The organism is Streptomyces sp. NPDC060184, from assembly GCF_042728795.1.
GTDB lineage: Bacteria > Actinomycetota > Actinomycetes > Streptomycetales > Streptomycetaceae > Streptomyces.
On sequence record NZ_JBHWYX010000027.1, the window covers coordinates 69,938 to 95,472 of the forward strand.

Annotated in this window: 14 protein-coding genes; 6 read left to right on the top strand and 8 right to left on the bottom strand. The window is 73.1% G+C overall.

The features are described from left to right. Nucleotides 1-5 precede the first annotated feature (5 nt). Entirely contained in the window at nt 6-671 is a 666-nt protein-coding gene (locus ACFWEE_RS19370; RefSeq protein ID WP_386890576.1) for a potassium-transporting ATPase subunit C, read from the top strand. Between the two features lie 12 nt (nt 672-683). Here the strand turns inward: ACFWEE_RS19370 and ACFWEE_RS19375 are convergent, their stop codons facing one another. The 3 genes from ACFWEE_RS19375 to ACFWEE_RS19385 form a co-directional block, all read right to left on the bottom strand. Next, nucleotides 684-1,637, bottom strand: coding sequence for a 5'-nucleotidase (locus ACFWEE_RS19375; RefSeq protein ID WP_386890577.1), 954 nt, complete (start codon nt 1,635-1,637; stop codon nt 684-686). A 142-nt stretch (nt 1,638-1,779) separates the two neighbouring features. Then, entirely contained in the window at nt 1,780-3,228 is a 1,449-nt protein-coding gene (gene pntB / locus ACFWEE_RS19380; protein ID WP_386890578.1) for a Re/Si-specific NAD(P)(+) transhydrogenase subunit beta, read from the bottom strand. A 1-nt stretch (nt 3,229) separates the two neighbouring features. Then, the gene (locus ACFWEE_RS19385; RefSeq protein WP_386890579.1) at nt 3,230-4,780 is read right to left on the bottom strand and encodes a Re/Si-specific NAD(P)(+) transhydrogenase subunit alpha; all 1,551 of its coding nucleotides are present in this window, start codon (nt 4,778-4,780) and stop codon (nt 3,230-3,232) included. A gap of 702 nt (nt 4,781-5,482) precedes the next feature. Here ACFWEE_RS19385 and ACFWEE_RS19390 point away from each other — a divergent pair. The 3 genes from ACFWEE_RS19390 to ACFWEE_RS19400 all read left to right on the top strand — a co-directional run bounded on the left by ACFWEE_RS19390 (nt 5,483) and on the right by ACFWEE_RS19400 (nt 8,424). After that, the gene (locus tag ACFWEE_RS19390; protein ID WP_386890580.1) at nt 5,483-6,325 is read left to right on the top strand and encodes a class I SAM-dependent methyltransferase; all 843 of its coding nucleotides are present in this window, start codon (nt 5,483-5,485) and stop codon (nt 6,323-6,325) included. Further along, nucleotides 6,322-7,488 carry a GNAT family N-acetyltransferase gene (locus tag ACFWEE_RS19395; RefSeq protein WP_386890581.1) on the top strand — a complete coding sequence of 389 codons (1,167 nt, stop codon included), beginning with the start codon at nt 6,322-6,324 and terminating at the stop codon, nt 7,486-7,488. The genes ACFWEE_RS19390 and ACFWEE_RS19395 overlap by 4 nt, the downstream gene beginning before the upstream one ends. Nucleotides 7,489-7,674: 186 nt before the next feature. Beyond that, nucleotides 7,675-8,424: an ATP nucleotide 3'-pyrophosphokinase gene (locus ACFWEE_RS19400; protein WP_386890583.1), complete on the top strand. Its 750-nt coding sequence runs from the start codon at nt 7,675-7,677 to the stop codon at nt 8,422-8,424. A 60-nt stretch (nt 8,425-8,484) separates the two neighbouring features. Here ACFWEE_RS19400 and ACFWEE_RS19405 read toward each other — a convergent pair whose 3' ends face one another. Continuing rightward, nucleotides 8,485-9,663 carry an MFS transporter gene (locus ACFWEE_RS19405; protein ID WP_386890603.1) on the bottom strand — a complete coding sequence of 393 codons (1,179 nt, stop codon included), beginning with the start codon at nt 9,661-9,663 and terminating at the stop codon, nt 8,485-8,487. 243 nt (nt 9,664-9,906) lie between these two features. Between ACFWEE_RS19405 and ACFWEE_RS19410 the strand changes: the two genes are divergently transcribed. After that, nucleotides 9,907-10,278: an ArsR/SmtB family transcription factor gene (locus tag ACFWEE_RS19410; RefSeq protein ID WP_386890584.1), complete on the top strand. Its 372-nt coding sequence runs from the start codon at nt 9,907-9,909 to the stop codon at nt 10,276-10,278. A 135-nt stretch (nt 10,279-10,413) separates the two neighbouring features. Here ACFWEE_RS19410 and ACFWEE_RS19415 read toward each other — a convergent pair whose 3' ends face one another. Both ACFWEE_RS19415 and ACFWEE_RS19420 read right to left on the bottom strand, forming a co-directional pair. After that, entirely contained in the window at nt 10,414-10,836 is a 423-nt protein-coding gene (locus tag ACFWEE_RS19415; RefSeq protein ID WP_386890585.1) for a PPOX class F420-dependent oxidoreductase, read from the bottom strand. A 105-nt stretch (nt 10,837-10,941) separates the two neighbouring features. Next, a complete protein-coding gene (locus ACFWEE_RS19420) occupies nt 10,942-11,154 on the bottom strand; it encodes an MbtH family protein (protein WP_386890587.1) in 213 nt (70 codons plus the stop codon). A gap of 255 nt (nt 11,155-11,409) precedes the next feature. On the opposite strand from ACFWEE_RS19420, the gene ACFWEE_RS19425 reads away from it, so the two are divergent. After that, nucleotides 11,410-12,525 (top strand): alpha/beta hydrolase-fold protein, encoded by a 1,116-nt coding sequence (locus ACFWEE_RS19425; protein ID WP_386890589.1) that lies wholly within the window; start codon nt 11,410-11,412, stop codon nt 12,523-12,525. Between the two features lie 94 nt (nt 12,526-12,619). Here the strand turns inward: ACFWEE_RS19425 and ACFWEE_RS19430 are convergent, their stop codons facing one another. Beyond that, complete coding sequence (locus ACFWEE_RS19430) at nt 12,620-14,323, bottom strand: ABC transporter ATP-binding protein (RefSeq protein WP_386890590.1); 1,704 nt, start codon at nt 14,321-14,323, stop codon at nt 12,620-12,622. Further along, nucleotides 14,307-25,262: an amino acid adenylation domain-containing protein gene (locus ACFWEE_RS19435; protein ID WP_386890591.1), complete on the bottom strand. Its 10,956-nt coding sequence runs from the start codon at nt 25,260-25,262 to the stop codon at nt 14,307-14,309. Before ACFWEE_RS19435 ends, ACFWEE_RS19430 begins: the two co-directional genes overlap by 17 nt. Between the last annotated feature and the right edge of the window lie 273 nt (nt 25,263-25,535).

The following is a 25,535-nucleotide window of genomic DNA, read 5'->3' on the forward strand; positions in this document are numbered from 1 at the left end:
CCGCCATGTCCAGTTCTCCAGGAAACACCGGCCGGCTGCTCTGGGCGGCACTGCGGGCCCTGCTCGTCCTCACCGTGGTCTGCGGCGTCGTCTACCCCCTCGTCATCACCGGCATCGCCCAGGGCCTCATGCCCGGCCGTGCGGACGGCTCCGAGATCACGGCGAACGGCAAGGTCGTCGGCTCCGAGCTGATCGGCCAGCGCTTCGACCTGCCTCTCAAGGACGGCCAGGAGACGGCGGACCCGGACCTCGCGTGGTTCCAGCCCCGCCCGTCCGACGGCCTCGGCACCAACACCGTCAACACCCAGTACGAGCTGCTCGTCTCCGGAGCGACCAACCTCGCGGGGGACAACCCGAAGCTGGTCGACTCCGTCACCGCCGCCAAGGCCGCGGTCGTCGAGGACAACTCCGTCCCCGGCCACCCGGTCAGCCCCGACGACGTGCCGGCCGACGCCGTCACCTCCTCCGGCTCCGGCCTCGACCCGGACATCTCCCCCCAGTACGCACAGCTCCAGATCCGCCGCGTCGCCGAGCGCAACCACCTCGGCGTCGACCAGGTCACGAAGCTCGTCGACGACCACACCAGCGGACGCATCCTCGGCTTCATCGGGGAACCCCGCGTCAACGTCCTCCAGCTCAACATCGCGCTGCGGAAGCTCGTCGGGCGGTGACGGGGCCCGCGGTCAGGCCGGGCGGCGGTCGGCCTCGGCGACCTCGTTGATCTTCCCGAACGGGACGTGCACGCTGGGCGTCGTCCGCGAGGTGCTGACCAGGTGGGTCTCCTGATCGTCGAAGAAGATGTGCGGCCTGAGGATCTTCATGATCTCGCCCTTGTCGATGCCGCCGAGGAAGAAGGCGTCGTTGACCCTCAGACCCCACTCCTTGAGGCTGGTGACCGCGCGCTCGTGGGCGGGCGCGTTCCGCGCGGTGACGATGGAGACGTGGAGACGGATCCGGTAGCCGGGATTCCTGCCGCGTTCCTCCTCCTCGCGCCGCTGGATGCGGTTCACACCGGCGAGGAATTCCTTGAGCGGCCCGGCACCGTGCGGGATCGCGGCGTTCCTCGTCTCGTGGGCGCGGAACTCTTCGATCCCGCCGGTCTGGAACACCTGCTCCGACTCGTCGCCGGCGAGTACGCCGTCGAAGTCGAAGGAGATGCGCAGGTCGTCGTCGTCCCAGTCGTCCTCGTGCGGTGCGCCCAGGACGTGGCCGGCCGCCAGGCCGGAGGAGACGGCCTCGCGGACGTCCTGCTCGTTCGCCGACAGGAACAGCGACATGTTGAGCGCGGGCATGAAGTTGTACGGTGACCGGCCCTGCCGGAAGATGGCCCGGCTTATCGGCAGCCCGTGGGACGCTATGGAGCGCATGACCCGCAGGCCGGTGTCGGGGTCGTTGCGGGACAGGACGATGACCTCCACCAGAGGGTCTTCGGCCTCGTTCAGGTCGTTCAGCGACAGCAGGCGCCGGATGAACGGGAACGCCACTCCCGGGCGGAGCTCGTCGTCCCGGTGCTTCTCCTGGTGGTCGCGGTAGCCCTTCTCGCCCTGCTCGCGGAAGATGGCGTCCGACTCGGTCAGGTCGAAGAGAGCGCTGGACGCGATCCCGACGACGAGCCGGTTCGAAAGTTCGTAGCCCACAGCAATCCCTTGTTCGACCCACTCCTCATGTCGTCGCATCTTCGCACCGAGGGTTTCCGCCGGTGCCGACGGGCGGCGTCCGGGCGCCGGAGGGCCCGCCCGCCCGCGCCCGGCATCGGGGCGGGGCGGGCGGGCGGGTCTCTCAAGCGGCGACCGGCGTCACGCGGGTGCCGGCGAGGGCGGTCAGGGCGGCCACGATCTCGTCGCTCCTGGTTTTCGCGTCGCCGAAGAGCATGGCGGTGTTCTCGCGGAAGAAGAGCGGATTCTGCACACCGGCGTATCCGCTGGCCATCGACCGCTTGAAGACGACGACGTTCGCGGCCTCCCAGACGCGCAGGACCGGCATACCGGCGATCGGGCTGCCGGGGTCGTCCATGGCGGCGGGGTTGACGGTGTCGTTGGCGCCGATGACCAGGACGACGTCGGTGCCGGCGAGGTCGTCGTTGATCTCGTCCATCTCCAGCACGATGTCGTAGGGCACCTTGGCTTCGGCGAGCAGCACGTTCATGTGGCCCGGCAGGCGGCCCGCGACCGGGTGGATGGCGAACCGCACGTCGACGCCCCGGGACCGCAGGAGGCGGGTCAGTTCGGCGACCGGGTACTGCGCCTGGGCCACCGCCATGCCGTAACCGGGGGTGATCACTACGCGGGAGGCGCCGGCCAGGAGCTCGGCGGTCTCGTCGGCGTTGGTCTCGCGGTGCTCCCCCAGCCCGTCGTCACCGCCGCCCCCGGGCGCCTCGATCCCGAAGCCGCCCGCGATGACGGAGACGAAGGAGCGGTTCATGGCCTTGCACATGATGTACGAGAGGTAGGCACCCGAGGAGCCGACCAGCGCGCCGACGACGATGAGCAGGTCGTTGTCGAGCAGGAAGCCGCTCGCGGCAGCCGCCCAGCCGGAGTAGCTGTTGAGCATGGAGACCACGACGGGCATGTCGCCACCGCCGATCGAGGCGACCAGGTGCCACCCGAAGAGCAGCGCGATCGCGGTCACGGCGATGACCGGCCAGAGCGTCGGGCGGGCGGCGAAGAGGACGGTGAGGACCACGAAGGCGAGCAGCGCGCCGAGGTTGAGGACGTTCTTGCCCGGCAGGACGAGGGGGGCGGACTTGATCCTCGCGCTCAGCTTGAGGTTGGCGACGATCGAGCCGGTGAAGGTGACGGCGCCGATGAAGATGCCGAGGGAGACCTCGGCGTGGTGGATGGTCAGGAGCGATCCGGAGAAGCCGCCCTCTCCGTGGCGTTCGACCTCGATGTAGGAGGCCCAGCCGACCAGTACGGCGGCGAGTCCGACGAACGAGTGGAGCAGCGCGATCAGTTCGGGCATGCCGGTCATCCGCACCATGCGGGCGCGCCAGATCCCGATGACCGCGCCGACGGCGAGGGAGATCGCGAGGACGAGCGCGGTGGCGCCCCGTACCGAGGTGTCGTGGAGGGTCAGGCCGATGGTGGCGGCGAGGGCGACGGCCATGCCGGCGACCCCGTACGTCCAGCCCTGCCGGGCCGTCTCGTGCTTGCTCAGGCCCGCCAGGGAGAGGATGAAGAGCAGGGCGGCGACGAGGTAGGCCGCGGTGGAGATCGAGGCTGCGGTCACGTCAGTTCCCCTTGCTGAACATGGCGAGCATGCGGCGCGTCACCGCGAAGCCGCCGACGATGTTGATGGAGGCGAGCAGGGTCGCGAGGCCGGCCAGCGCCTGGATCATGTGCCCGCCGAGGCCGACCTGGACCAGTGCTCCGACGACGATGACCCCGGAGATGGCGTTGGTGACGCTCATCAGGGGTGTGTGGAGCGCGTGGTGGACCTTGCCGATGACGTAGTAGCCGATGACGACCGCCAGCGTGAGTACGGTGAAGTTCTGCGGGATCGGCGCGGGGGCGAACGCGATCACCAGCCAGAGCAGGGCGATTCCGGTGAGGACGAGTGCGAGTTTCGCGGGACCGGCCAGGGTCTTCGTCTGCGGTGCCGGGGCCGCCGTGGCGGCGGGAGCGGTCGCGGGGGCCGCGCTGACCTGGACCGGGGGCGGCGGCCAGAGCTTCTCTCCGCGCCCGTCCCCGGTGGCGCGGACGACCGTGATGCCGCGCTGGACGGGGTCGTCGAGATCGAGGACGGCGTGGCCGTCCTTTCCGGGGGTGAGCAGTTTCAGCAGGTTGACGAGGTTGGTGCCGTACAACTGGCTGGCCTGGGTGGGGAGGCGGCCCGCCAGGTCGCTGTAGCCGAGGATGGTCACGCCGTTGGCGGTGACGATCCTCCGGCCCTCCGCGCTGCCGGCGACGTTGCCGCCCTGCGCGACGGCCATGTCGACGATCACGGAACCGGCCTTCATGGTGGCGACGTCGGCTTCGGTGATCAGCCGGGGGGCCGGGCGGCCGGGGATGAGGGCGGTGGTGATGATGATGTCGACGTCGGCGGCCTGGGCGGAGTAGAGCTCGGCGGCGGCCGTGTCGTACAGGTCCGTGGTGGCCTTGGCGTAGCCGTCGCCGGACTGCTGGGCGTCTTCGTCGACGACGACCGGGAGGTACTCACCGCCCAGCGATCGGACCTGGTCGGCGACCTCGGGGCGTGGGTCCGTGGCGCGTACGACGGCGCCGAGGCTGGACGCGGCACCGATCGCCGCCAGGCCGGCGACTCCGGCGCCGGCCACGAGCACCTTGGCCGGCGGGACCTTTCCGGCGGCGGTCACCTGGCCGGTGAAGAACCGGCCGAACTCGTGGGCGGCCTCGATGACGGCGCGGTAGCCGGCGATGTTGGCCATGCTGGAGAGGACGTCCAGGGACTGGGCGCGGCTGATGCGCGGCACGGCGTCCATGGCCAGCACGGTGATGTCCCGTTCGGCCAGGGCGTCCACGAGGCCGGGGTTGTGTGCGGGGGCCAGGGTGCAGACGAGGTAGGCGCCGTCCTTCGGCCGGTCGACGTCGTCCGGCGAGGGGCCGTTGACGCGCAGGACGATGTCCGCGCTCCACGCCTCGTTCGCGGTGCCCACGGTGGCTCCGGCCTCGGTGTACGCGAGGTCGGTGAAGGCGGAGAGCTCGCCCGATCCGGACTCGACGACCAGTTCGTAGCCGAGGGCGATGAGCTGTCTTACGGTCGTGGGTGTCGCGGCCACCCGGGTCTCCCCGGTCGGCTCGCGGGTCACTCCGATGCGCATGGATAGGGCTCCTTCGGAAACGTGGGCCGCCGTGCACGGTTGGCGAGGGGCGGGGGTCTGATGCTGCCCCCTGCGACCGGCGTGACACCAGACCTGATTCGGGCGTGGATCAGCACACGGGGTGCGGGTTGACGGCCGTGTTCGTCGCGCGGTAGCTCGCCGGTGGCGGACGGCCGCCGGGAGGGGTGCGGAGTCGTCGGAGGTTCCGGCGGCACGGTCCGGTCCGCGACCGCGGCGACGATCGGGCGAACCCGGACGAGCCAGCCAACTCCGGCGCGGTGTCAGCCTGTTGCACTAGGTTCCAGTGCGACCGACGGCAGTCTCGCGGCAGGACCCGTGCGGGGGCTGGTCGCAGGTCCGTCGCCCGTACGCAGTGGGCCCACGCCTGCGGTTGGAGACCCGGCGATCCGTTCCGGCCCGAGGCTGCGGCGCGGGGGGTGTGGCGGCTTCGTGAACGGGCCGCGGTCCGGTGGACGCGGCGGGTCCGGGCACGTGCCGGGGCCGCGGCCTCCAGCCCGGCGAAACCGGGCGGGTGCGTCCGTGACCGCGAGGCGGGAATGTGCGTTCACAGGGCAGTGGGTGACCTCCACCCACCGGCCGCCGAGCAGGCCGGCCCGCGCGGCGCGGGGACTTCCACGCCGATGCGCGCCTCGCCCGCCCGCGTGCCCTCCCGGCGCCGACATGCCCGAAGGAGCGACACCGTTGACGACGGAAGACCATCTGGCCCCGAGCCCCCCGCCACCGGACCTCTTCGGCTCCGCCCGGGCATACGCACGTCACCGGCCGGGTGTTCCGGCGGAGGCGGCCCGGCTTCTCGCGCGGACGCTCGCCCGGGTGCCCGGTCCGGCGCTGCTGGACCTCGGGACGGGAACCGGCCAAGTGCCGCTTTCCTTGATCGGGTTGGTTCCCTCGGCCCACGTGTCCCTGGTGGACACGGGGAAGGAGCGGATGCGTGCCGCGGTGGACCGACTCCTGCCGGAACTGGGCACGTCGCGCGTCGCGCGGTTCGTCGGCCGGGCGGAGGACTTCGCGCCCGGGGGTTCGGCCCCCCGTCCGCATCTGATCACCTGCTGCCGGGCCTTCCACTGGATGGACCGGCCGGCCGTCCTCGCGATGGCGGACCGGATCGCCGCGCCGGGTGCGGCCTTCGCGGTGATGGAGGACCGAAGCCTGTGGACGCACGACGCCGACTGGACGCGTGCGCTGCGGGCGCTCATCCAGTCGTATCTGGGGCCCGTCCGCCGCGCGGGGGCGGGCGACGCGTACGTGGAACCCTCCCGGCCGTACGAAGAGGATCTGGCCGCTTCGGCGTTCAGCCGGGTGCGCACGTACGCGTTCCCGGTTTCCCGGATGTGGAGTCCGGACCGGGTACTGGGGTATCTCGCCACGACGACGTTCGCCGCTCCGGCGCTCTTCGGCGACCGGCACCCCACCTTCGAGGACGAGGTGCGCCGGCTCCTCGGTGCGCACGCCGCGCTCGGCCCGCTGACCGAGGAGAGCGTGTTCACCGTGCGGCTCGCCCGGCGGCCCGGGGACCTCGCATGAGGGGCGAGGCTGCCGGAGAGCAGCCCACCGCGCCACCGGTCCGGACGCGCCGGGCCCTTCCCGGGCACGGCGAACGGGCGCTGCCCGAGGCCGTGAACCGGGAGCGGAGCCCGGTGCCGCGTTCGCGCCGCCCGGACGGTGCCGGGGACCGGTGCGTACCGGCCGTTGCCGCCCGGTACTTCGCCGTCCCCGAGCCCCGGCCCGCCGTTCCCGCAGACGCGGCGGAGATCGCTCGTCTGAAGTCGGCGCACACGTGCTCCGAGCCGCTTTCGCCGGAGCGGTTCGCCGCGACCCGTACCCTCCTGGCGGCCCGTCTCGCGGCGGCCGGAAGCGCGGTGGCCTACGTCGTCGACGCGCCGGGGGGCGGCGGGCTGGCCAGTTGCGCGCTCGCCCTGGTGCATCCGGTCTTCCCGTCGCGCGACTCCCCCGAGGGTCTGGCGGCGCACGTGGACGCCGTCGCCACCGAGCCCGCCCACCGCGGGCGCGGCTACGCCAGTACCGCGCTGGGCGCGCTGCTGCGGCATCTGGAGGAGCTGGGCGTCACCGAGTACGCGCTGCACACCGGCGGCGAACCGGCGCCGTTCTACGAGCGGTTCGGCTTCTTCCGCGACTCCGCGCTGCTGCGGATGACCCGGACGCCCGTACGGGAGTCCGGGGAGGCGGCGGGCCTGTCCACCGCGCAGTTCGCGGAGACGGTCATGCGCGCCACGGGCTTCGCCGGGCTGTACTTCACCGACGAGGACGGCCATCCCCTGCAACTGCACGCGGTGTACTCCTCCTCGCACCCGTGGCAGGTGCCCGGCGGCACCATGGACCCGGGTGAGCGTCCCTGGGGTACGGCGGTGCGCGAGTGCCGGGAGGAGACCGGGATCGTCGTCGCCGGACCTCCCCGGCGTCTGCTGGCCGCCGTCTACGGTCTGCCGGGCGCCCAGTGGCCGTACAGCACCTTCGGGTGCGTCTTCGACGGCGGGCGGCTGACCCGGCGTCAGATCGAGGCGATCGTCCTGGATCCGGCGGAGCACGACGAGGTGCGCGTACGGCCGCTGGAGGAATGGCGGGACCACATGCCCGACGGCGACTACCGCAGGCTGCTGGCCATCGACGGTGCCCGGCGGTCGGGTGAGACGGCGTACTTCGACACCTGGGACTGGGAAGCGGAGTGAAGCACGCACCGCCCGGGTGGTCACTCGCCCGCTCGGGCGGACGGCCGTGCACGGCAAGCAGGGGCCGGGACGGCTCTCCGGTCCGGTACGGGACGTGACTCGCGGCGGTCATGATCGTTCGCAGGGCGTGATCCGCCTGACGGACCGGGATCACTTCCCCCGCACCAGAAAGACCGGTAACGCCGCATGAACATCAGCACCCGACCCGTCGTCGTCGGCCGTGCCGCCGTCGCCGTCGCCGCCACCGCCGTTCTCTCCCTGGGTTCGGTGGCCGCGGCCGACGAGCACCAGGGCTGGAAGGGCGAGGGCGGCCTGACCCTGACCGCCGACGAGAACAACAAGGTCGACGCCTACCTGGACCACGCCCGGCAGGCGGAGCGCACCATCAGCGTCCAGGTCCGCACCGCCGCCGCCCTCTCGGGCGCGGAGATCATCGGCTTCGACCAGCGGCTGAAGTCGCCCGACTCCCTGAAGCGCAAGGTCGCCACCGCGCTCGGCGAGGACTCCGGCCGCAATGTCGACACGGTGCTGGCCGGCATCTCGGACGCCGTGCGCTACACCGTGCAGTGGCAGGACGCCGAGTACACCGCCGGTGTCACCAATGCCTCGGACACGCTGGACGCCTTCGGGAACGACAGCACCAAGTGGTCGAACACCTGGGGCCGTACGAGCGGCTACCGGGCCCTCAACACCGGCTGGCGGGCGCCCCGTTCGGGACAGCTCTTCGAGATCCAGTTCCACACCCCCGCCAGCAAGCACGCCCAGGAGGCCACCCACAAGCTGTACGAGGAGCAGCGGCTCCCCTCCACCAGTGCGGCGCGCAAGCAGGAGTTGCAGCGGGAGCAGGACGCCCTCTTCTCCGCCGTGCCCGTGCCGAGCGGCGCCGAATCCCTCGTGGCCCCGGGGGCGGTGCGGACGCTGCCGGCTCCCGTGTGACCACGACGGGCGGGTCCGCGGCGCCTCCTCGCGGCGGACCCGCCGTCCGGAGCGGCCGGGTCAGGCGCGCCGGGCCACTGGTGCGCGCCGCCGGTCCGTGAGGACCACCAGGCCCCCGGCGACCGCGAGGCCGAGGAGGACCGAGCCGAACGCGGTGGCCCCGGTGGTCAGGCCGACGGCGTCGCTGAGGTATCCGGCGGTCACGGGCAGCAGGCCCGCGGGGACGTAACCTCCCACGTTCAGTGCGGCGTTGGCCTCCGCGAGGCGGCCGGGCGGGACGGCCGCGTTGAGCAGGGAGAGCCCTCCGAGCTGGCCCAGGCCCTGCCCCGCACCGGCGAGGAGGGCGGAGGTGATCAGGAGGGGCGCCGAGGCGGTGTGCACGGCGGCGATCAGCACCAGCATGCTCGTCGCGGTGGCGACCGCTCCGGCTGTCAGGACGAGGGGGCGGGCCAGCCGCTGGACCGCGAACTGCACTCCTGTCGCGGCGAGGAACATGGCGAAGGCCATGGTTCCGGCGACGATGCGGCTGGTGGTGCCCAGGAGACCCGAGAGCAGTGAGGGCCCGAGCGACAGCATGAACGAGGTCGCGGTGATGCCGGGGGCGAACACCGCGATGCCCAGCATGAGTTGGCGGCCGTTCCCGCGCGGGACGGAGGGTACGCGCACCCATGCGCCCGCCGGGGAGGGGTCGGGTCGCCGGATCGGCATGCGCAGAACCGCGACCACGGCGCCGGCCAGCAGTGCGGCTTCGACGGCGAAGACGGTGACGGTCGGCGCGGGCAGCGTCTCGGAGAGCACACCGGCAAGGAAGGGGCCGAGTCCTGCTCCGAAGACCATCGCGCAGGAGGCGAGCAGAGCGGCGGTCCGCTTCCGGTCCGCGCCCGCCACGTCGGTCACCGCCGCCATGCCTGCCGAGACGACGGCGCCCACCGCGATCCCGGTGAGCAGGCGCGCGACGATCAGCGCGGCCACACCGGTGGCGGTGGCGAAGACCAGGCAGGCGACCAGGGCGAGCCCGAGGGCGGGCAGCAGTACGGGCTTGCGCCCGACGCGGTCGGAGACCACGCCCGAGACCAGGAGGGAGCCGATGAGGCCGACGATGTAGAAGGCGAAGACGACCGTCAAGGTGCCCTTGGAGAACCCGATGTCGCGCTGCCAGAGCACGTACAGCGGGGTCGCCGCGTTGGAGAGGACGAACACGGCGGTGACCGGCCAGGCAGCGAGCCAGACCCACCACAGCGGTGCGGGCGTCCGGCCGCCGGCACGGGCGGGTAACCCCTTGCCCCCGGGTGCGGCTTCGGCTCCGGCATCACCTCCGGCTCCGGCCGGGGATGCGGTTTCGGTCGGGGATGCGGTTTCGGTCGGGGCCGCGGTTTCGGACATGGCTGTTCCTTTCGACCACCCAGCAGTACGAGTCGAGTCGAACTTAGCATGCAGTACGATTGAACTCGTACAGTGGAATCGAGCCGCGAGGGACCACCGATGCCCGACACGAACGTCATCCCCACCGCTCCCGCCGCACCTCTCGGCCTGCCCGACCCGCTGCCGGAGCCCGCGGTCCAGGATCTCCGCCTGGAAACGGTCCTCGGGGCGCTCAGCGACCCCCTCAGGCTCACCATCGTCCGCAAACTCCTTCTGGAATCGGAGGAGTTCGACCACTCCTGCGGCTGGTTCGGGCTGGACCGCCCCAAGTCCTCGCTGACCCACCACTTCAAGGCGTTGCGCGAGGCGGGGGTCACCCGGCAGCGGCAGTACGGCCTCGAACGGCGCAGCCACGTACGGACCGAGGACCTCGACGCCCGCTTCCCCGGGCTCATCGAACTCGTCGCTGCCTGGACCCCGCCGCGGCCCTGACCCGGCGGGTACGACGACGGGCCCCGGCGGCAGCCGCGGAACAGCGGCGGCCACGGGGGCCCGTGGTGGCGGGTGAGCACGCCGGCCGGTCCCGCAAGGGGCGATCGGCCCGGCTCGGCATCCGGTCGGGTGCGGCTACTCGGCCGGTACGGAGACCTCGGCCGCGAAGTCGTTCACCCGTTCCGGGGTGACACGGACGATCAGCCGCGTCTCCTCGGGGCCCTCGGAAGGCGGGTCCTGCGCCAGATAGCGCTGCGAGAGCCTCTTCGGCAACTCCTTGTCCGGGTCGGGCAGCAGCTCGGCGGTGCCCCGGATCTCGGCCGACCGGTACGGGTCGCCCAGATCGAAGACCGTGAGGCTGACCCGCGGATCGCGCGCGATGTTCCGGGCCTTCTTGCGCGCGGCGGTCACGGAGATGAGCAGCGTGTCGCCCTCACGCTCGAACCAGACGACCGAGGTCTGCGGCCCACCGTCGGGGTTGACGGTGGCGAGGGTGGCGAAGTTCCTGCCGTCGAGGAGTTCGGCGGTGGCGGGGCGGAAGCCCTTGAATGACGTCATGTACGACGACAACCGCGCGCGGGCGCGATGTCTTCCCCGGCGCCCGTCGTGGCGCGGACCGCGCATCAGAGCGTCCGCGCGTCGGGGCGACCTCACCCCCAGACGTCAGGCGCCCATGGTCTCGGCGAGCGAACGGGGCCGCAGGTCGGTCCAGTTGGCCTCGACGAACTCCAGGCACGCCTCCCGGGTGTTCTCCTCGAAGGCGATGGCCCACCCTCCGGGGACCTCGGCGAAGGACGGCCAGAGCGAGTGCTGGCCCTCGTCGTTCACCAGGACCAGGAAGCGGCCTTCGGGGTCGTCGAACGGGTTGGTGCTCATGTGTCAGCGCCTCCTCGGCGGACCGGCCGGGCGGCCGTGTCGTGCGGGTGGTGCGCGGCCGGACCGCCGCCCACCCTGAACGGATTCATCAGGTTAGGCTACCCTAATCACCGTGAGCCTAGCCTTTCGACTTCCCTCTCACAAGGAGACGTTGATGCTTCCCGTGACCGAACGCTTCCGTACCGGGGACGGAGCCCGCCCGCCGCTGGGCGCGTGCCGCCGGACCACGGACGCCCACCGCACCACCGGCCGGCCGTGACGGCCGCCCCCGGCCTCGCGGCAGACCGCCACCGCCCCTCGCCCTTCGCGGACTTCGGGCTGTCCGGCACTCCGGGGACCGAGGCGTTCTGGGCGGCGGCGCGCACTCCCCTGTCGGTGCCCTCCCCCGACGGCGGCTGGGTGGCCCTCTTCCTGTGGCGCGGGTCCCCCGCGCGGGTCGTCTTCGAGAGCTGGTCCGAGCCGGTGCCGCTGCGCCGGTTCGGCGACACGGACTGCTGGTACGCCGAGGTGGCGATGCCCGAGCGGCTGCGGGTGACCTACCAACTCCTCGCGGACGAAGGGGCGTACGCCGATCCGCTCAACCCGGCGGGCGCCGGGGGCGACCGCTCGCTGGCCGCGACCCCGGACGCCCCGCCGCAGCCGCACTGGCCCCTGGTCGGAGCGGACGACGTGCTGCCCCTTCCGCGTACGAGGCTGCGCTGGGCGAGCGAGCGGCTCGGCGGGCGGCGCACCGTACGCGTGCATCCGGCGGGCGGCGGCGGGCCGGTGGTGGTGCTGCTCGACGGGGACGACTGGCTCCATCTGCATCCGGCCACCACCGCGTTCGACTCCGCGGTGGCCGCGGGTGAGATGCCTCCGGTCACGCTGGTCTTCCTGCCGGTGAAGGACCGGGAGGCGGAGTTCGGATGCCGGCCCGGCCTCTGGGAGGCGGTCCGCGACGAACTGCTGCCGCTGGTGGCGGAGTCCGGCGTGCCGGCGGACCCCGGCCGGCTGGTGGTGGCCGGGCAGAGCCTCGGCGGGCTGAGCGCGCTCCACGCGGCGCTGGACTTCCCGGAGCTGGTGTCACGGGTCGCGGTGCAGTCGGGGTCGTTCTGGTGGTCCCCGGAGGCCGTGGGTGCGGCGGACCCGCTGGGCGGGCCGCCCGGGGGCGCCCTGGCCGGCCGGCTGCGGAAGCACCCCGGGCTGTCCGGGCTGCGGGTCGCGTTCGACGTGGGGGAACACGAGACGCGGATGCTCCCCCACTGCGAGGCGGTCGAGTCCCTGGCCGAGGCGGCCGGGGCGACCGTGCGGGTCTCGCGGTCGCCCTCGGGCCACGACCGGGTGGGCTGGCGGCACGCCCTGCTCAGGGATGTCGCCTGGGCGCTGGGCTGAGCCCTGCCGACCCCGCGAGCCGTGCCGACCTCGCGCCCCGGTCCGGGCCCCGCCGCCCCGGACCGGAGTCGGCCGGGGCGGCGGGGTCATCGGGTCATCGCGCCACCGCCCGGCAGTACGCCTCGTCGGTGGCGAGGAGGTGGCGGTGGGTGGCCTCGGCGGTGATGACGCCGTCGTCCAGGACGAGGACCCGGTCGGCGGCGTCCAGGAGGGCCGGGCTGCTGGTGAGCACGACCGTGGTGCGGCCCCGGCGCAGTTCGGCGACGTTGCGGGCGACGAGCTGTTCGGTGACCGCGTCGACCGCCGTGGTCGGGTCGTGCAGGACCAGGATGTCGCTGTCGGCGGCCAGGGCCCGGGCCAGGGAGAGCCGTTGGCGCTGCCCTCCGGAGAGGTTGGCGCCCCGGTCGCGGACGACGTGGTCGAGCCCTTCGCGGTGCAGGGCGACGACGTCGGTCAGCAGGGACGCCTCGACGGCCTCCGGGATCATGCGGCTGGTGCCGGAGGGATCGATGTTGGTCCGGAGCGTGCCCGCGAAGATCTCCCCGTCGTACGGGTTCACCAGCAGGTGGGCGCGTACCGCCTCGGCGGGCAGGTCGCCGAGCTCCTGACCGCCGAGCCGCACCACCCCCTCGTACGCGTGGGGCGGTACGTTCAGGGCGAGGATCGCCGCGAACTCGGCGGCGGCGCGCGGCTGGTAGGCGGCGATCGCGACGAACTCCCCTGCGGCGACCTGCAACTTGAGTTCGCGCAGTGAGCCGTGGCGGACGCGGTCGATCTCCAGGCCGCCGCCGGGCTCGGGGCTTCCCGTGCCCGGGGCGGCGACCGCCGGGGCGTCGAGGACCAGTGCCATCCGCTCCGCCGACGCGCGGGCCATCATCACGTACTTCGGCATCTCCGAGAACAGCTTCATCGGTTCCATGATGAACTGCGCCAGCCCCACCGCCATGACGAGTTCCCCGACGGTGATCTGCCGGTCGAAGGCGAGCCAGCCCGCCACCAGGGTCACGGCGGCGGCGAGCATCGCGTTGAGGGCCAGCGAGGCGCCCGCGTAGGCGCCGTTGACCCGGGCGACCGTGATCGCCTGCCGCTTCGCCTCGGTGCTGACCTCGCGGTAGGACCGGAACGCTGCGTGGTTGCCGCCGAAGCCGTGCAGCGGGCGCAGGCCGGTGATCAGGTCGGCGACCTTGGCGCCCGCCCGCGCCACCCGGGCCTGCTGCTCCTTGGTGCTCGCGCCGATCCGCTTCGACAGCACGCCGAGGACCGAGAGGATCGCGGCGGCTCCCACGAACACCAGCAGGCCCAGACGCGGGTCGGCCAGTCCGAGCGCGGTCCCCGCGACGAGGATCGCGACGACCGAGCTGGCCAGCAGCGGCACCACCTCGATGATGTCGGCGGTCTGGTCCGCGTCCTCGGTGGCGATGGTCAGCACCTCGCCGGACTTCAGGTCCATGTCCCGGGCCACCGGCTGGAGTCCGCAGGCCGCGACGCGGACCCGCCAGTGGTGGGCCTCGGTGGTGTTGGCCTTCTGCAGGATGCGCATCCCGAACCGCCAGGACAGCGACACGGTCGTGATGATCACGGCCAGCGCGCCGACCGACAGCAGGAGTCTGCCGAGGCTGCGTTCCTGCAGGGAGTGCTCGACGATCAGCCCGAGCGCGATGGGGAACGCCGTCTCACCGGCCTGGTAGAGGCCCATGAGGACGGTGCCCCAGGCCATGGCGCCGAGGTTGCGGCGCAGGGCGGTCCGCAGGATGTCGGCGCCCTGGCGGGGCCGCTGGGTGTCAGCTGTTGTCTTCAAGGTGGCGCGCAATCGCTTCCGGGGTTCGCAGGGTGAGCAGATCACGGATGGTGATCACGGGTCCGTACTCCCGGCGGAGCAGCCCGATCAGCCGCACCGCCAGCATGGAGTGTCCCCCGAGGGAGACGAAATCGCTCACGGCGCTGACCTCGTCGTCGTCCAGGTCGAGTGCCTCGGCGAAGAACTCGCAGACCAGGGTCTCCGTTTCGTTCTCGGGGGCGCGTTCGCCGGCCGTGGTGAGGACGCCGAGCGGCTTGGCCTCGGGCAGGGCCTTGGTGTCGGCCTTGCCGTTGACGGTCAGCGGGATGGCGTCGACCCGCGCGTAGTGCGTCGGGCGCAGGAAGTCCGGCAGTCCGGCGCCCACGTCGGCGGCGACCGCCGCGAGGTCCGCGCCGCCGTCGGCGCCGCCGGGACCGTCCAGCACCAGGTAGGCGGCGAGCCGGTGGGCTCCGTCGACCTGGGGGTCGGGCTGGGCGACGGCGGCGACGAAACGCACCGCGGGGTGTGCGGCGAACGCGGCCTCCACCTCGCCGAGTTCGACGCGGTGGCCGCGGATCTTGACCTGCTGGTCGGTGCGGCCGAGGTAGTTCAGGTTTCCGTCGGGCCGCCGGAGCACCAGGTCCCCGGTGCGGTACATCCGGGTGCCGGGTTCGCCGAACGGGCAGGCGACGAACCGGTGCGCGGTCTGGGCGGTCTGCCCGAGGTAGCCGCGGGCGATGCCGACCCCGCTCACGTACAGCTCGCCGGGGACGCCGTCCGGCAGGGGGCGCAGCCACGGGTCGAGTACGTACACCTCGGTGTTGTCGATCGGTACGCCGACCACCGGGTCCTGGCATTCGAAGGTGCCGACGCCGAGGGTGTTGATGGTGTATTCGGTGGGCCCGTAGAGGTTGTAGCCGACGGTGCCCTCCGTGGTGGCGAGTCGCTGCCAGAGGGCGGGGGTGACGGCCTCGCCGCCGAGCAGGACCAGCGCGGGGCGGTGGGCGGGGTCGTCGAGCAGCCCCTCGGCGACCAGCTGCTGGGCGTAGGTCGGGGTCACGTTGATGACGTCGATGCCGTGTTCGAGGCAGTGGGCGACGAGCCGGGGGGCGTCGCGGCGCAGTTCCTCGTCGCAGATGTGCACCTCGTGGCCGTCCGCGAGCCAGAGGAGTTCCTCCCACGACATGTCGAAGGCGAACGACACGGTGTGCGCGATGCGGAAGGTCCGGTGGCCGTGTTCGGCGAGGACCGGTTCGAAGATGCGGCGCTGGTGGTTGACCAGCATGTTGGTGAGGCCGGCGTACTCGGTGACCACGCCCTTGGGCTTCCCGGTCGATCCGGAGGTGTAGATGGTGTACGCGGGGTGCCGCAGGCGGTCGGGGTCCTCGGGCGCGAAGGTGACGAGGGGTTCGGCGTCGGGGAGCGGGCGGTCGAGTGCGATCAGCTCGCCGGTCAGCCGGGGTGCGACGGCACTGACGGTGAGGGTGACCGCGGGCCGGGCGTCGGCGACGATCGCGGCGATCCGCTCGTCGGGGTGGTCGAGCTCCAGCGGTACGTACGCGGCGCCGGTGCGCAGCACCGCGAAGAGCGCCACGATCGAGTCGAGGGAGCGCGGGAGGGCGAGGCCGACGGTGGTCTCCGGGCCGATGCCACGTGCGGCGAGCACGCCCGCGAGGGCGCGGCTGCGGTCCCTGAGTTCCGCGAAGGTCATCGTGGCGCCGTGGGCGACGAGCGCGGTCCGCCCGGGGGCGCGGTCGGCGGCCAGGTCGAACCGGTCGACGACGGTGTCCGTGCCGATGCCGGTGCGGTCGGCGGGCGCGGGCGGGTCGCCGAGGCCGGGGAGTGCGCCGAGCGGACCGGTGGAGCGGGCCAGGGCGTCGAGCACGCGCAGGTAGCCGGTCAGCAGGCGGCGGGCGCCCTCGGTGTCGTCGTCGCGGTACTCCAGCTTGACGGTGAGGCGGTCGCCGGGGGTGACGACCCAGGTGAAGGGGTAGTGGGTCGAGTCGTCGGCCTTCACCGAGGTGATGCCGTGGCGGGCGTTCATCGCGGCGAACGCGTCCATGTCCAGGAAGTTCTGGAGCACGAAGAGGTTGTCGAAGAGGCTGTCGTGTCCGGCGGCCCGCTGGATCTCGCCGAGCCCGAGGTGTTCGTGGTCCATCGCCTCGACCCGGTCCCGCTGGACGGCGGCGAGGTAGGCGCCGGCGGTGTCGTCCGGGCGGGGCCGGGTCCACTGCGGCACGGTGTTGAGGAGCACGCCGACGATGCCGGACGTGCCTTCGCCCTCGCGGCCGGAGACGGTGACGCCGAACACCGCGTCGGCGCGGCCGGTGTGGGCGCCGAGCAGCAGGCCGAAGGCGCCGGTCAGCACGGAGTTGAGGGTGACCCCGTGGGTCCTGGCGGCCTCGCGCAGGAGGTCGGACGCCTCGGTGGTGAGGGTCTGCGTGAGGGCGCGCGGCAGCTCGTCCGGGAAGGACGGGTCCGGTCCGGCGAGCAGGGTCGGGCCGGTGAGTCCGGCGAGGTGGCCGGTCCAGAATCGGGTGGAGTCGGCGGGGTCCTTGGCGGCGAGCGCGCGGGCGTGGTCCTCGAAGGAGGGGGTGGCCGGTGCCGGGTCGAGCGGTTCGCCCGCGAGGACCGCCCGGTACGCGTCGAAGAGGTCGCGGAGCACGGTCTCGCGGGACCAGCCGTCCCAGAGCAGCAGGTGGTAGCTGAGCAGCAGGCCGTCGCGGTCGTCGGGCAGCCGCACCACGGTCAGCCGGATCAGCGGCGGTTCGCCGGGGTCGAATCCGGTGTCGCGGTCCCGGGCGCGCAGGGCGTCGGTCTCGGCCTCCGTGCTGAGGGAGACCGTGCGGACGGGTACGCGCCGGCCGGCGGCGAGGACCTGGACGGGGTTGCCGTCGTCGTCGGTGGTGAAACCGGCGCCGACGACCGGGTGGCGGGTGATCACGTGCGCCATCGCCTCGGCGAGCGCGTCGGTGTCCAGGCGCCGGTCGAAGGTGAACCAGCTCTGGGCGACGTAGTGTCCGGCGGTGCCCGCCAGCTGGGCCTGGAAGTAGAGGCCGCGCTGGAGCGGGGTGACCGGCGCGGTGCGCTCGGCGGTCGCGCAGGCGTCGGCGATCTCCTCCAGCGCGCGCCCCCAGTGCCCGGTGATCGTGTCGGGGACGCCGTCGGCGAGGGTGAACTCCGCGTGCAGGCCGCCGGTGGCGCTGTCGGTCCAGGCGTTGACCTCGACGGCGTACGGGCTGCCCTGGTCCCCCGGGGTGAGGCGGAGCGCCTGCGACTCGCTGCCCCGGCCCAGGTAGTTGAAGAGCACCTGGGGGTGCGGGCGGGCGGTCAGGAGGGGGCCGGTCTGCGGGTTGAGGTGGCGGAGCAGGCCGTAGCCGAGGTGCCCGTCCTCGCCGGGCCGGCGCGCGGCGGCTTCGCGGGCGGCGGCGACGGGGTCGGTGTGCGCGGTGAGGCGGACCGGTGCGACGGCGGTGAACCAGCCGACCGTACGGGAGTAGTCGTGGTGGTCCCGGGCGGGGACGCGGCCGTGGTGTTCGAGGTCGATCGCGAGATCGGTGGGCTCGCTCTGGATCCGGGTCAGCGCGGCGCGCAGCGCGCCGACGAGCAGTTCGGTGAGCCCGATGCCGAGGGCACCTGGCGCGGTGCGGGTGACCCGGTCGCCGGTCTCCGGCGGGAGCACGGTCGTGCGTACGCGCGGCACCGTGGCCGGGGGCAGCGGGGCGGGGGCGTCGAGGGTGGTGAGCCAGTGGCCGAGGCCGTCGACCGCTTCGGCGGAGCGGGCGGTCAGCGCTTCGGCGTACGCGGCGAAGGGAGTGGTCGGCGGTGCCAGGGGCTCGCCGCGCAGGGCGGCGGCCAGGTCCTCCAGCAGGATCAGCCAGGAGACCGCGTCGACGCAGAGGTGGTGGGCGGTGACCACGAGGGTGTGGGTCTCCCCGATCCAGGAGAAGGCGACGAGGCGCCCGGCCGAGGGGTCGAGCCCCGCGGCGGCCTCGTCCGCCGCGGCGGTCGGGTCGGTGGTGTCCGGGAGCAGGACGGTGGCGATGGCGGGTTCGGTGGCGAGGGACCACACCCCGTGGTCGGTGCCGAGCCGCAGCCTCAGGGCCGGGTGCGCGGCGAGCAGGGTGCCGGCGGCGCGCCGGACGTCGGCGGGGGTGGTGGTGGCGGGGGCGGTGAGCGTCCGGGCCTGGGCGAACCGGTCGAGTGAGCCGCCCAGTTCGCGCTGGCGCAGCACGATCGGCGTCGGGTGGACCGGGCCGTCCTGCGGAGGGGCGGGCCGGGGTGCGGCGGGGAGCTGCGGCGTCCGGGTCTCCAGGTGTGCGGCGAGCGCGCGCGGGGTGCGGTGGAGGAACACGTCGCGGGGTGCGACGGGCAGGCCGAGCGCCCTGGCCCGGTTGATCAGGGTGATGGCGACGATGCTGTCACCGCCGGCCATGAAGAAGTCGGTGTCCGCGTCGACGTCCGGTTCCGGGAGGGTCGCGGCGAAGAGGGTGACGAGCGCGTCGAGGGTGACGCGTGGGGCGGGCGCCGGGGCGCTCGTGGCCGCGGGGGTGTCCTCCCGTGCGGCGCGCTCGGCCAGGGCCTTGCGGTCGAGCTTGCCGTTGACGGTGAGCGGCAGGGCGTCGAGGGTCAGGAAGCGGGCCGGCACCATGTGGGCGGGCAGCTTGGCGGCGAGCAGGCGGGCGAGGTCGCCGGGGGCCCGGCCGACCACGTGGGCGACCAGGTGGTCGCCGGTGTCGGCGGGGGTGACGGCCGCGTCGGTGATGCCGTCGAACTCCCTGATCGCGGCCTCGACTTCGCCGAGTTCGACGCGGAACCCCTTGAGCTGCACCTGGTCATCCGCGCGGCCCACGAACTCCAGCTCTCCGCCGAGGGTGCGGCGGGCGAGGTCGCCGGTGTGGTACATGCGGGAGCCGTCGCCCGCGAACGGGTCGGCCACGAACCGCCCGGCGGTGAGTTCCGGCCTGCCGAGGTAGCCGAGCGACACCTGGTCGCCCGCGACGTAGATGGCGCCGACCCGCCCGGGCGGAACCGGCCGGAGCCGGTCGTCGAGGAGGTGGGTGGTCAGTCCGGGGACGGGACCGCCGATGGGGCTGGTGTCGCCGCCGCCGAAGTCCTCGTCGGTGAGCACCCGGTGGGTGACGTGGACGGTGGTCTCGGTGATGCCGTACATGTTGACCAGTTCGGGCGTGGCCGTGCCGTGCCGCTCGACCCAGCCGCGCAGCCGTCCGAGGTCCAGCGCCTCGCCGCCGAAGATGATCCGGCGCAGCGCGGTGGCCGGTTCCCCGGCGTGCCGGTCGGCCTCGATGAACTGGTAGAAGGCGGACGGGGTCTGGTTGAGGACGGTGACCCCGCGTTCGCGGACCAGCCGGTGGAAGTCCACCGGGGAGCGGGTCAGGGCGTACTCCGGCACCAGCAGTTCCGAGCCGTGCGCCAGCGCGCCCCACAGCTCCCAGACGGCGAAGTCGAAGGAGTAGGAGTGGAACTGGACCCATACGTCGTCGGGGCCGAAGTCCATGGCGGGCCGGGTGTTGGCGAGGAGCGTCACCACGCTGGAGTGCGGGACGACGACGCCCTTGGGCCGGCCGGTCGATCCGGAGGTGTAGATGACGTAGGCGGGGTCGTGCGGGCCCGCCTCGGTACGTACGGCGCCGGTGGGTGCGGTGTCCGGCGCGGACGGCTCGGTGCGGGGCGGTTCCTCGCCCAGCACCAGGAGGGCGGGGTCCCCTCCGGTCCGGCGGAGCAGCCCGGCGAAGCGGTCCCGCTCGCCGGGGGCGACGAGGACGACCTGCGGGGCGGCGTCGGTGAGGACGTGCTCCAGGCGCTCGTCCGGGTAGGCCAGGTCCAGGGGTACGTACGCGCCCCCGGCGGTGACGACGGCGACCAGGGCCACCACCTGTTCCACGGAGCGCGGGACCGCGACGGCGACCCGGCTGCCGGGGCGGACCCCGGCGGCGCGCAGTGCGGGGACCAACGCGTCCCGGGCTGCGGCGAGTTCGCCGTAGGTCAGGGAGCGGGTGGTGCCGTCGAGGGCGCACGCGGTGACGGCGGCGGCGGCCGGGTCGCGGCGTGCGGCGGCGTCGAAGAGCGCGCCGAGCGTCGTCGGGGCCGTCGGCCCGGCGGCCCGGTGCTCGGGGTGCGCCAGGGCGCGGACCGGGGCGTCCAGCCGGGTGAGCAGGGCGGTGAGGGTGCGGGTGAAGGTGCGCAGGATGTCCCGGGCACCGGCCTCGCGGAGCAGTGCGCGGTCGTGGACGAGGTTGAAGCGGACCCGCCCGCCGGGGGCACGTTCGACGACGAGGGTCAGGGGGTAGTGCGGGGCGCCCTCGTTCTCGATGGCGGTGATGACGAGGTCGTCGCCGGGCCGTCGCAGCGCGTCGACGTCGGTCGCGACGTCGAACACCACCAGGGTGTCGAAGAGGGTGCCGTGTCCGGCCAGGCGCCCGGTCCTGGCGAGCGAGACGTGGCTGTGCGGCAGGACCGCGCTCTGGTGCTCCCGGACCGAGGCGAGCAGTTCGCCCGCGGTGGTGGTGTCGGACCAACGAGCGCGTACCGGGACGGTGTTGATGAAGAGGCCGACCATGTCCTCGATGCCGGGGACGTCCGCGTCGCGCCCGGACACGGTGGAGCCGAACACCACGTCCCCGCCGTGCAGGATGCCGCCGAGGGTCAGGGCCCAGGCGCTGTGCACGGCCACGCTCAGCGGCACTCCGGCCGCCCGTGCGGCGGCGTCGATGTCCGTGCCGGGGTCCGCGCCCTCGTCGACGGCGTCGGCGAACCGGTCGGACGGGGTGTGGTCCGGGGCGACCAGGGAGGGGTTCGGGAGTCCGGCGAGCTCCGCCCGCCACACCCGGTCGCTCTCCTCCTCGTCGAGTCCGGCGAGGTGGCGCACGTAGTCGGCGAACCCGCCGGTCCGGTACTCCGTGCCGGGCGCGTGGTACTCGGCCAGCAGCGCGCGGAGCATCGGAGGTACCGACCAGCCGTCGGCGACGATGTGGTGCACGGTCTGCACCAGCACGGTACGGCCCGATCCGGCGCGGATCAGGGTGTAGCGCATCAACGGGCCGGTGGCCAGGTCGAATCCGGCGCGGCGGTCCCGTTCGGCGAGGTCGCGGATCTCGGCGTCGGAGATACCGGGCCGCTCCAGCACCGTGAAGGGCGCCCGCACCCCGCTCTCCAGGACGGACACCACCCGGCCGTCCGCGAGGGCGGTGAACCGTGCGGCGAGGTTCGGGTAGAGCTGGAGGAGCCTGCTCGCCGCCGCCTCCAGGCGGTCGGCGTCCACCGCGCCGTCGAGGGTGAGCAGCTGCTGCTCGACGTAGGCGCCCGCCGAGTCGTCGTCGAAGACGGAGTGGAAGTAGAGGCCTTCCTGGAGCGGGGTCAGCGGCAGGATCTCGCGGAGTTCCGGCGTGTCGAGGGCGTCGACGTCCGGCTGGGCGAGCGGCACGAGGGGGAAGTCGCTGGGGGTGTGGCCGCCCTCCTGGAGGGCGGCCAGGCCGGTCAGCGCTTCGCTCAGGTAGGTGCCGAGGGTGTCGATGTCCTCGTCGGTGAACATCCCGTCGGGCCAGGAGAGGGTGGTGACGAGTTCGTACGCGCCGGTGGACGAGGCTTCCGCGATCGCGTTGAACTCCAGCGCGCGCGGCAGCCGCATCCTGGGGTCGCGCCGCTCGCCGAGCTGCCCGGTGCTTCCGGCGAGCCGCCAGTCGCCGGAGGTCTCCGCGTCGAAGCGGCCGAGGTAGTTGAAGAGCACCTGGGGTGCGGGCGTGTCGAACGCCGTGCCGGACAGGTGGCGCAACACGCCGTAGGAGAGGCCGCCCGCGGGGACCCGGGCGAGGTCTTCCTTGACCGCCTTGAGCGCGGTGGCGAGGTAGCCAGGCGCGGTCAGGTCCTCGGCCGGGCCGGGGTCCACGGTCACCGGGAAGAGGGTGGTGAACCAGCCGACCGTGCGGGAGAGTTCGGGCTCGGCGCCGGTCACGAAACGTCCCTCGCGGCCGTGCCCCTCCAGCTCGACGTGGGCGAAGGTCTGGTCCTGTCCGAGGCCGCGGCGCCACCGGGCGAGGGTGACGGCGAGCGCGGTCAGCAGGACGTCGTTGACGCCCGCGTGGAACTTGGCGGGGACGTCGCCCAGCAGCGCGGCGGTGGGGCCGGGGCCGAGCGACACGGTCCGGGTGCGTTCCCGGCCGACGGTGTCGGCGTCGGACGGCGCCCGGCGGCCGAGCGGCCCGTCCTCTCCCGGCAGGGGTCGCCGGTAGTACGCGCGGTCCGCGTCGAAGTCCGTCCGCGCGAGGAGTTCCGTCCAGTGCCGGAAGGACGTGCGCACCGGCGGCAGTTCGACCGGCGCGCCGGAGGACCACTGGCGCCACGCCGTGGCCAGGTCGTCCATCAGGACCCGCCAGGACACGCCGTCGATCACCACGTGGTGGACGACGAGGACGAGTTGGCGATCGGCACGGCGCCAGACGGCGCGGAGCATCACACCACCGTCGGGGTCGAGCGCGCCGGTCGCGAGGGCGAGGCACTCCTCCTGCGGCAGGTCGCTCTCCTGCCATCCCGCGACGGCGCCGTCCGCCTCGGGGACGTCGAAGCTCCAGTGGTCGCCGCGTACCAGCCGGGCGCGGAGCATGTCGTGCCGCCGGACCAGGGCGGTGAGGATCTCGTCGAGGGCGTCGGCGGTGAGCTCGGCGGGGACGTTCACCACCACCGACTGCACGAAGCCGTCGACCGCGTCGGTGGTCTCGCCGAGCCACCGCAGGATGGGCGATCCGGTGATCTCGCCGGTGGCGACGGGGCGGTGGAGGGGTGCGGACACCTCCTCGCGGCTCGCGACGGCGGCCAGCGCCCCGATGACGCTGTGGGTGAAGATCTGCCGGGCGGTGACGTGGAGGCCCGCTTCACGGAGTGCGCTCAGCAGGGAGATGGCGAGGATGCTGTCGCCGCCGAGGCGGAAGAAGTCCTGGTCGACACCGACCTCGTCGAGCCGGAGCAGGGTGGCGACGGCCGCGCAGACCGCGCGTTCCTCGTCGGTGGTGGGCGGGACGGACGAGCCGGTCGCGACGACGGGTTCGGGCAGGGCCTTCCGGTCGAGCTTGCCGTTCGCGGTGAGCGGGAACTCCTTCATCACGACCACGTGGGTGGGCACCATGTACTCCACCATGTGCTCCTCGGCCCAGGCCCTGACCTGGTCGCCCCGCAGGTCCTCGGCCCCGGAGACGGGGATGACGTATCCCACCAGGTAGGTGCCGCCCGCCGCGTTCTTCTTCGCGACGACGCAGGTGTGGCGTACCGAGGGGTGTTCCGCGAGGCCGGCTTCCACGTCCTCGATCTCCAGCCGCATGCCGCGGATCTTGATCTGGTTGTCCGCGCGGCCCAGGAAGTCCAGCGAGCCGTCGGGGGCGTAGCGGGCGAGGTCGCCGGTGCGATAGAGCCGGGACCCGTCGTCGGCGAAGGGGTTGGCGACGAAGCGGGACGCGGTGAGGCCGGGGGCGTTGACGTAGCCGCGTCCCAGGAGGAAGCCGCCGACGTAGAGTTCGCCGCCGACGCCGACGGGGACCGGGCGCAGTTCGTCGTCGAGGACGTAGAGCCGGGTGTTGGGGTTGGCCCTGCCGATCGAGGTGGAGAGGCGTTCGGCGGCGCCTCGGTAGATGACGTGGGAGACGCCGATGGTCGTCTCGGCGGGGCCGTAGCCGTGGTAGAGCGGGATGTCGAGCTTGGTGCGGAAGCGTTCGTACAGTTCCGGGGTGAGCACCTCGCCGCCGCACCAGACGTGCCTCAGGCTGTCCAGTCGGCCGGAGTCGCCGGCGATCTCCAGCAGGACGTCGAGCATGGAGGAGACCAGGTAGGTGAAGGTGACGCGCTGTTCGGCGATCACGCTCAGCAGGTGGTGCGGGTCGCGTTCGCCGCCGGGGCGAAGGACGACGAGCCGGCCGCCGGTCACCAGGGGCAGGAAGATCTCGTTGATGGAGATGTCGAAGGAGAGCGGTGCTTTGAAGAGCGAGGCGTCGTCGTGGCCGAAGCCGAGGATTTCACGGCTCTGCCAGAGGAGGCGTTCGCTGATCGCCTCGTGCCGGATCATCGCGCCCTTGGGGCGTCCGGTCGAGCCGGAGGTGAAGATCACGTATGCGAGCGCCGCCCCGGGCACGTCGGCGAAGGCTCCGTCGGCGGGCTCGGAGCCGTAGCCCCAGGCGTCGAGGTCGACGGCGACGGCCTCCGGTTCGCCCTCGGGTCGTACCCCCGAGTCGTTGAGCTGGAGGACGGCCCGGGCGTCCTCGATGACGACGCCGCGGCGGGCGGACGGCCACTGCGGGTCGAGCGGTACGAAGGCGCCTCCGGCCCGGAGCACCGCGAGCAGAGCGATCACCATGTCGGCGGACCGGCCGAGCGAGATGCCGACGACTTCTTCGGGGCCGAGCCCGCGACCGGTCAGGTGATGGGCCAGCTGGGCGCTCAGTTCATCGACTTGACGGTACGTCAGGGAGCGGTGCTCGTCGACGACGGCGACGGCGTCCGGCCTGGCGCGCACCTGTTCGCGGAACATCTCCACGAGGGTGGGGCGGTCCCGTTCGGCGTCGGTGTCGTTCCACCGGGCCAGCAGTTCGGCCCTGGCCGAGGCGCCGGACGCGGTGATCGTGCCGAGGGGCCGGTCGGGGAAGTCGACGAGGTCGTCCAGTGCGCCGCGTACGTCGGCCGGCTCGACCCCCTCGGGGACGATGATGCTCCGGCCGTCCTCACCCACCGTCCAACCGGCGGTCCCCGAGCCGCCGTTGTGCACCCAGCCGAGGACGTCGGGGAAGAGGGTGGCGGGGCCGAGGTCCATGCCTTCGGGTGCGCGGCCGGTGGCCCAGTACGACAGGCCGATGGCGCAGGCCTCGGTGATGGTGGTGTCGGAGTAGTCACCGGTTCGCCGGCGCACAGCGGCCAGGCTCGCGGGAGACAGCGGCACGAGGCGGGCGTGGGGGTCCATCATCGAAGACTCATCGTCCCTTCCGGGTTGGAGAGTTGGCTCGGAACGGGCACGGTCCGGGCAGGGTTCGTCGGCTTGTGCCGGGCGTGCGCCCGGGCGTGGTGCCGCGGTCGGTCCGCTGCGTCGCGGGAGGGTCGGGGGTGGTCGTGCTCCGGCACGCCGAGGAGGCCGGACGGGGGTGGCCGCTCCCGGACGGGCGTGCGGGTGCGCCGTCGCACGGGGTGTGCACGGAGGCGGTTGTACGGGTTACCGGGGGGCGAGCGTGCTCTAGGTCGT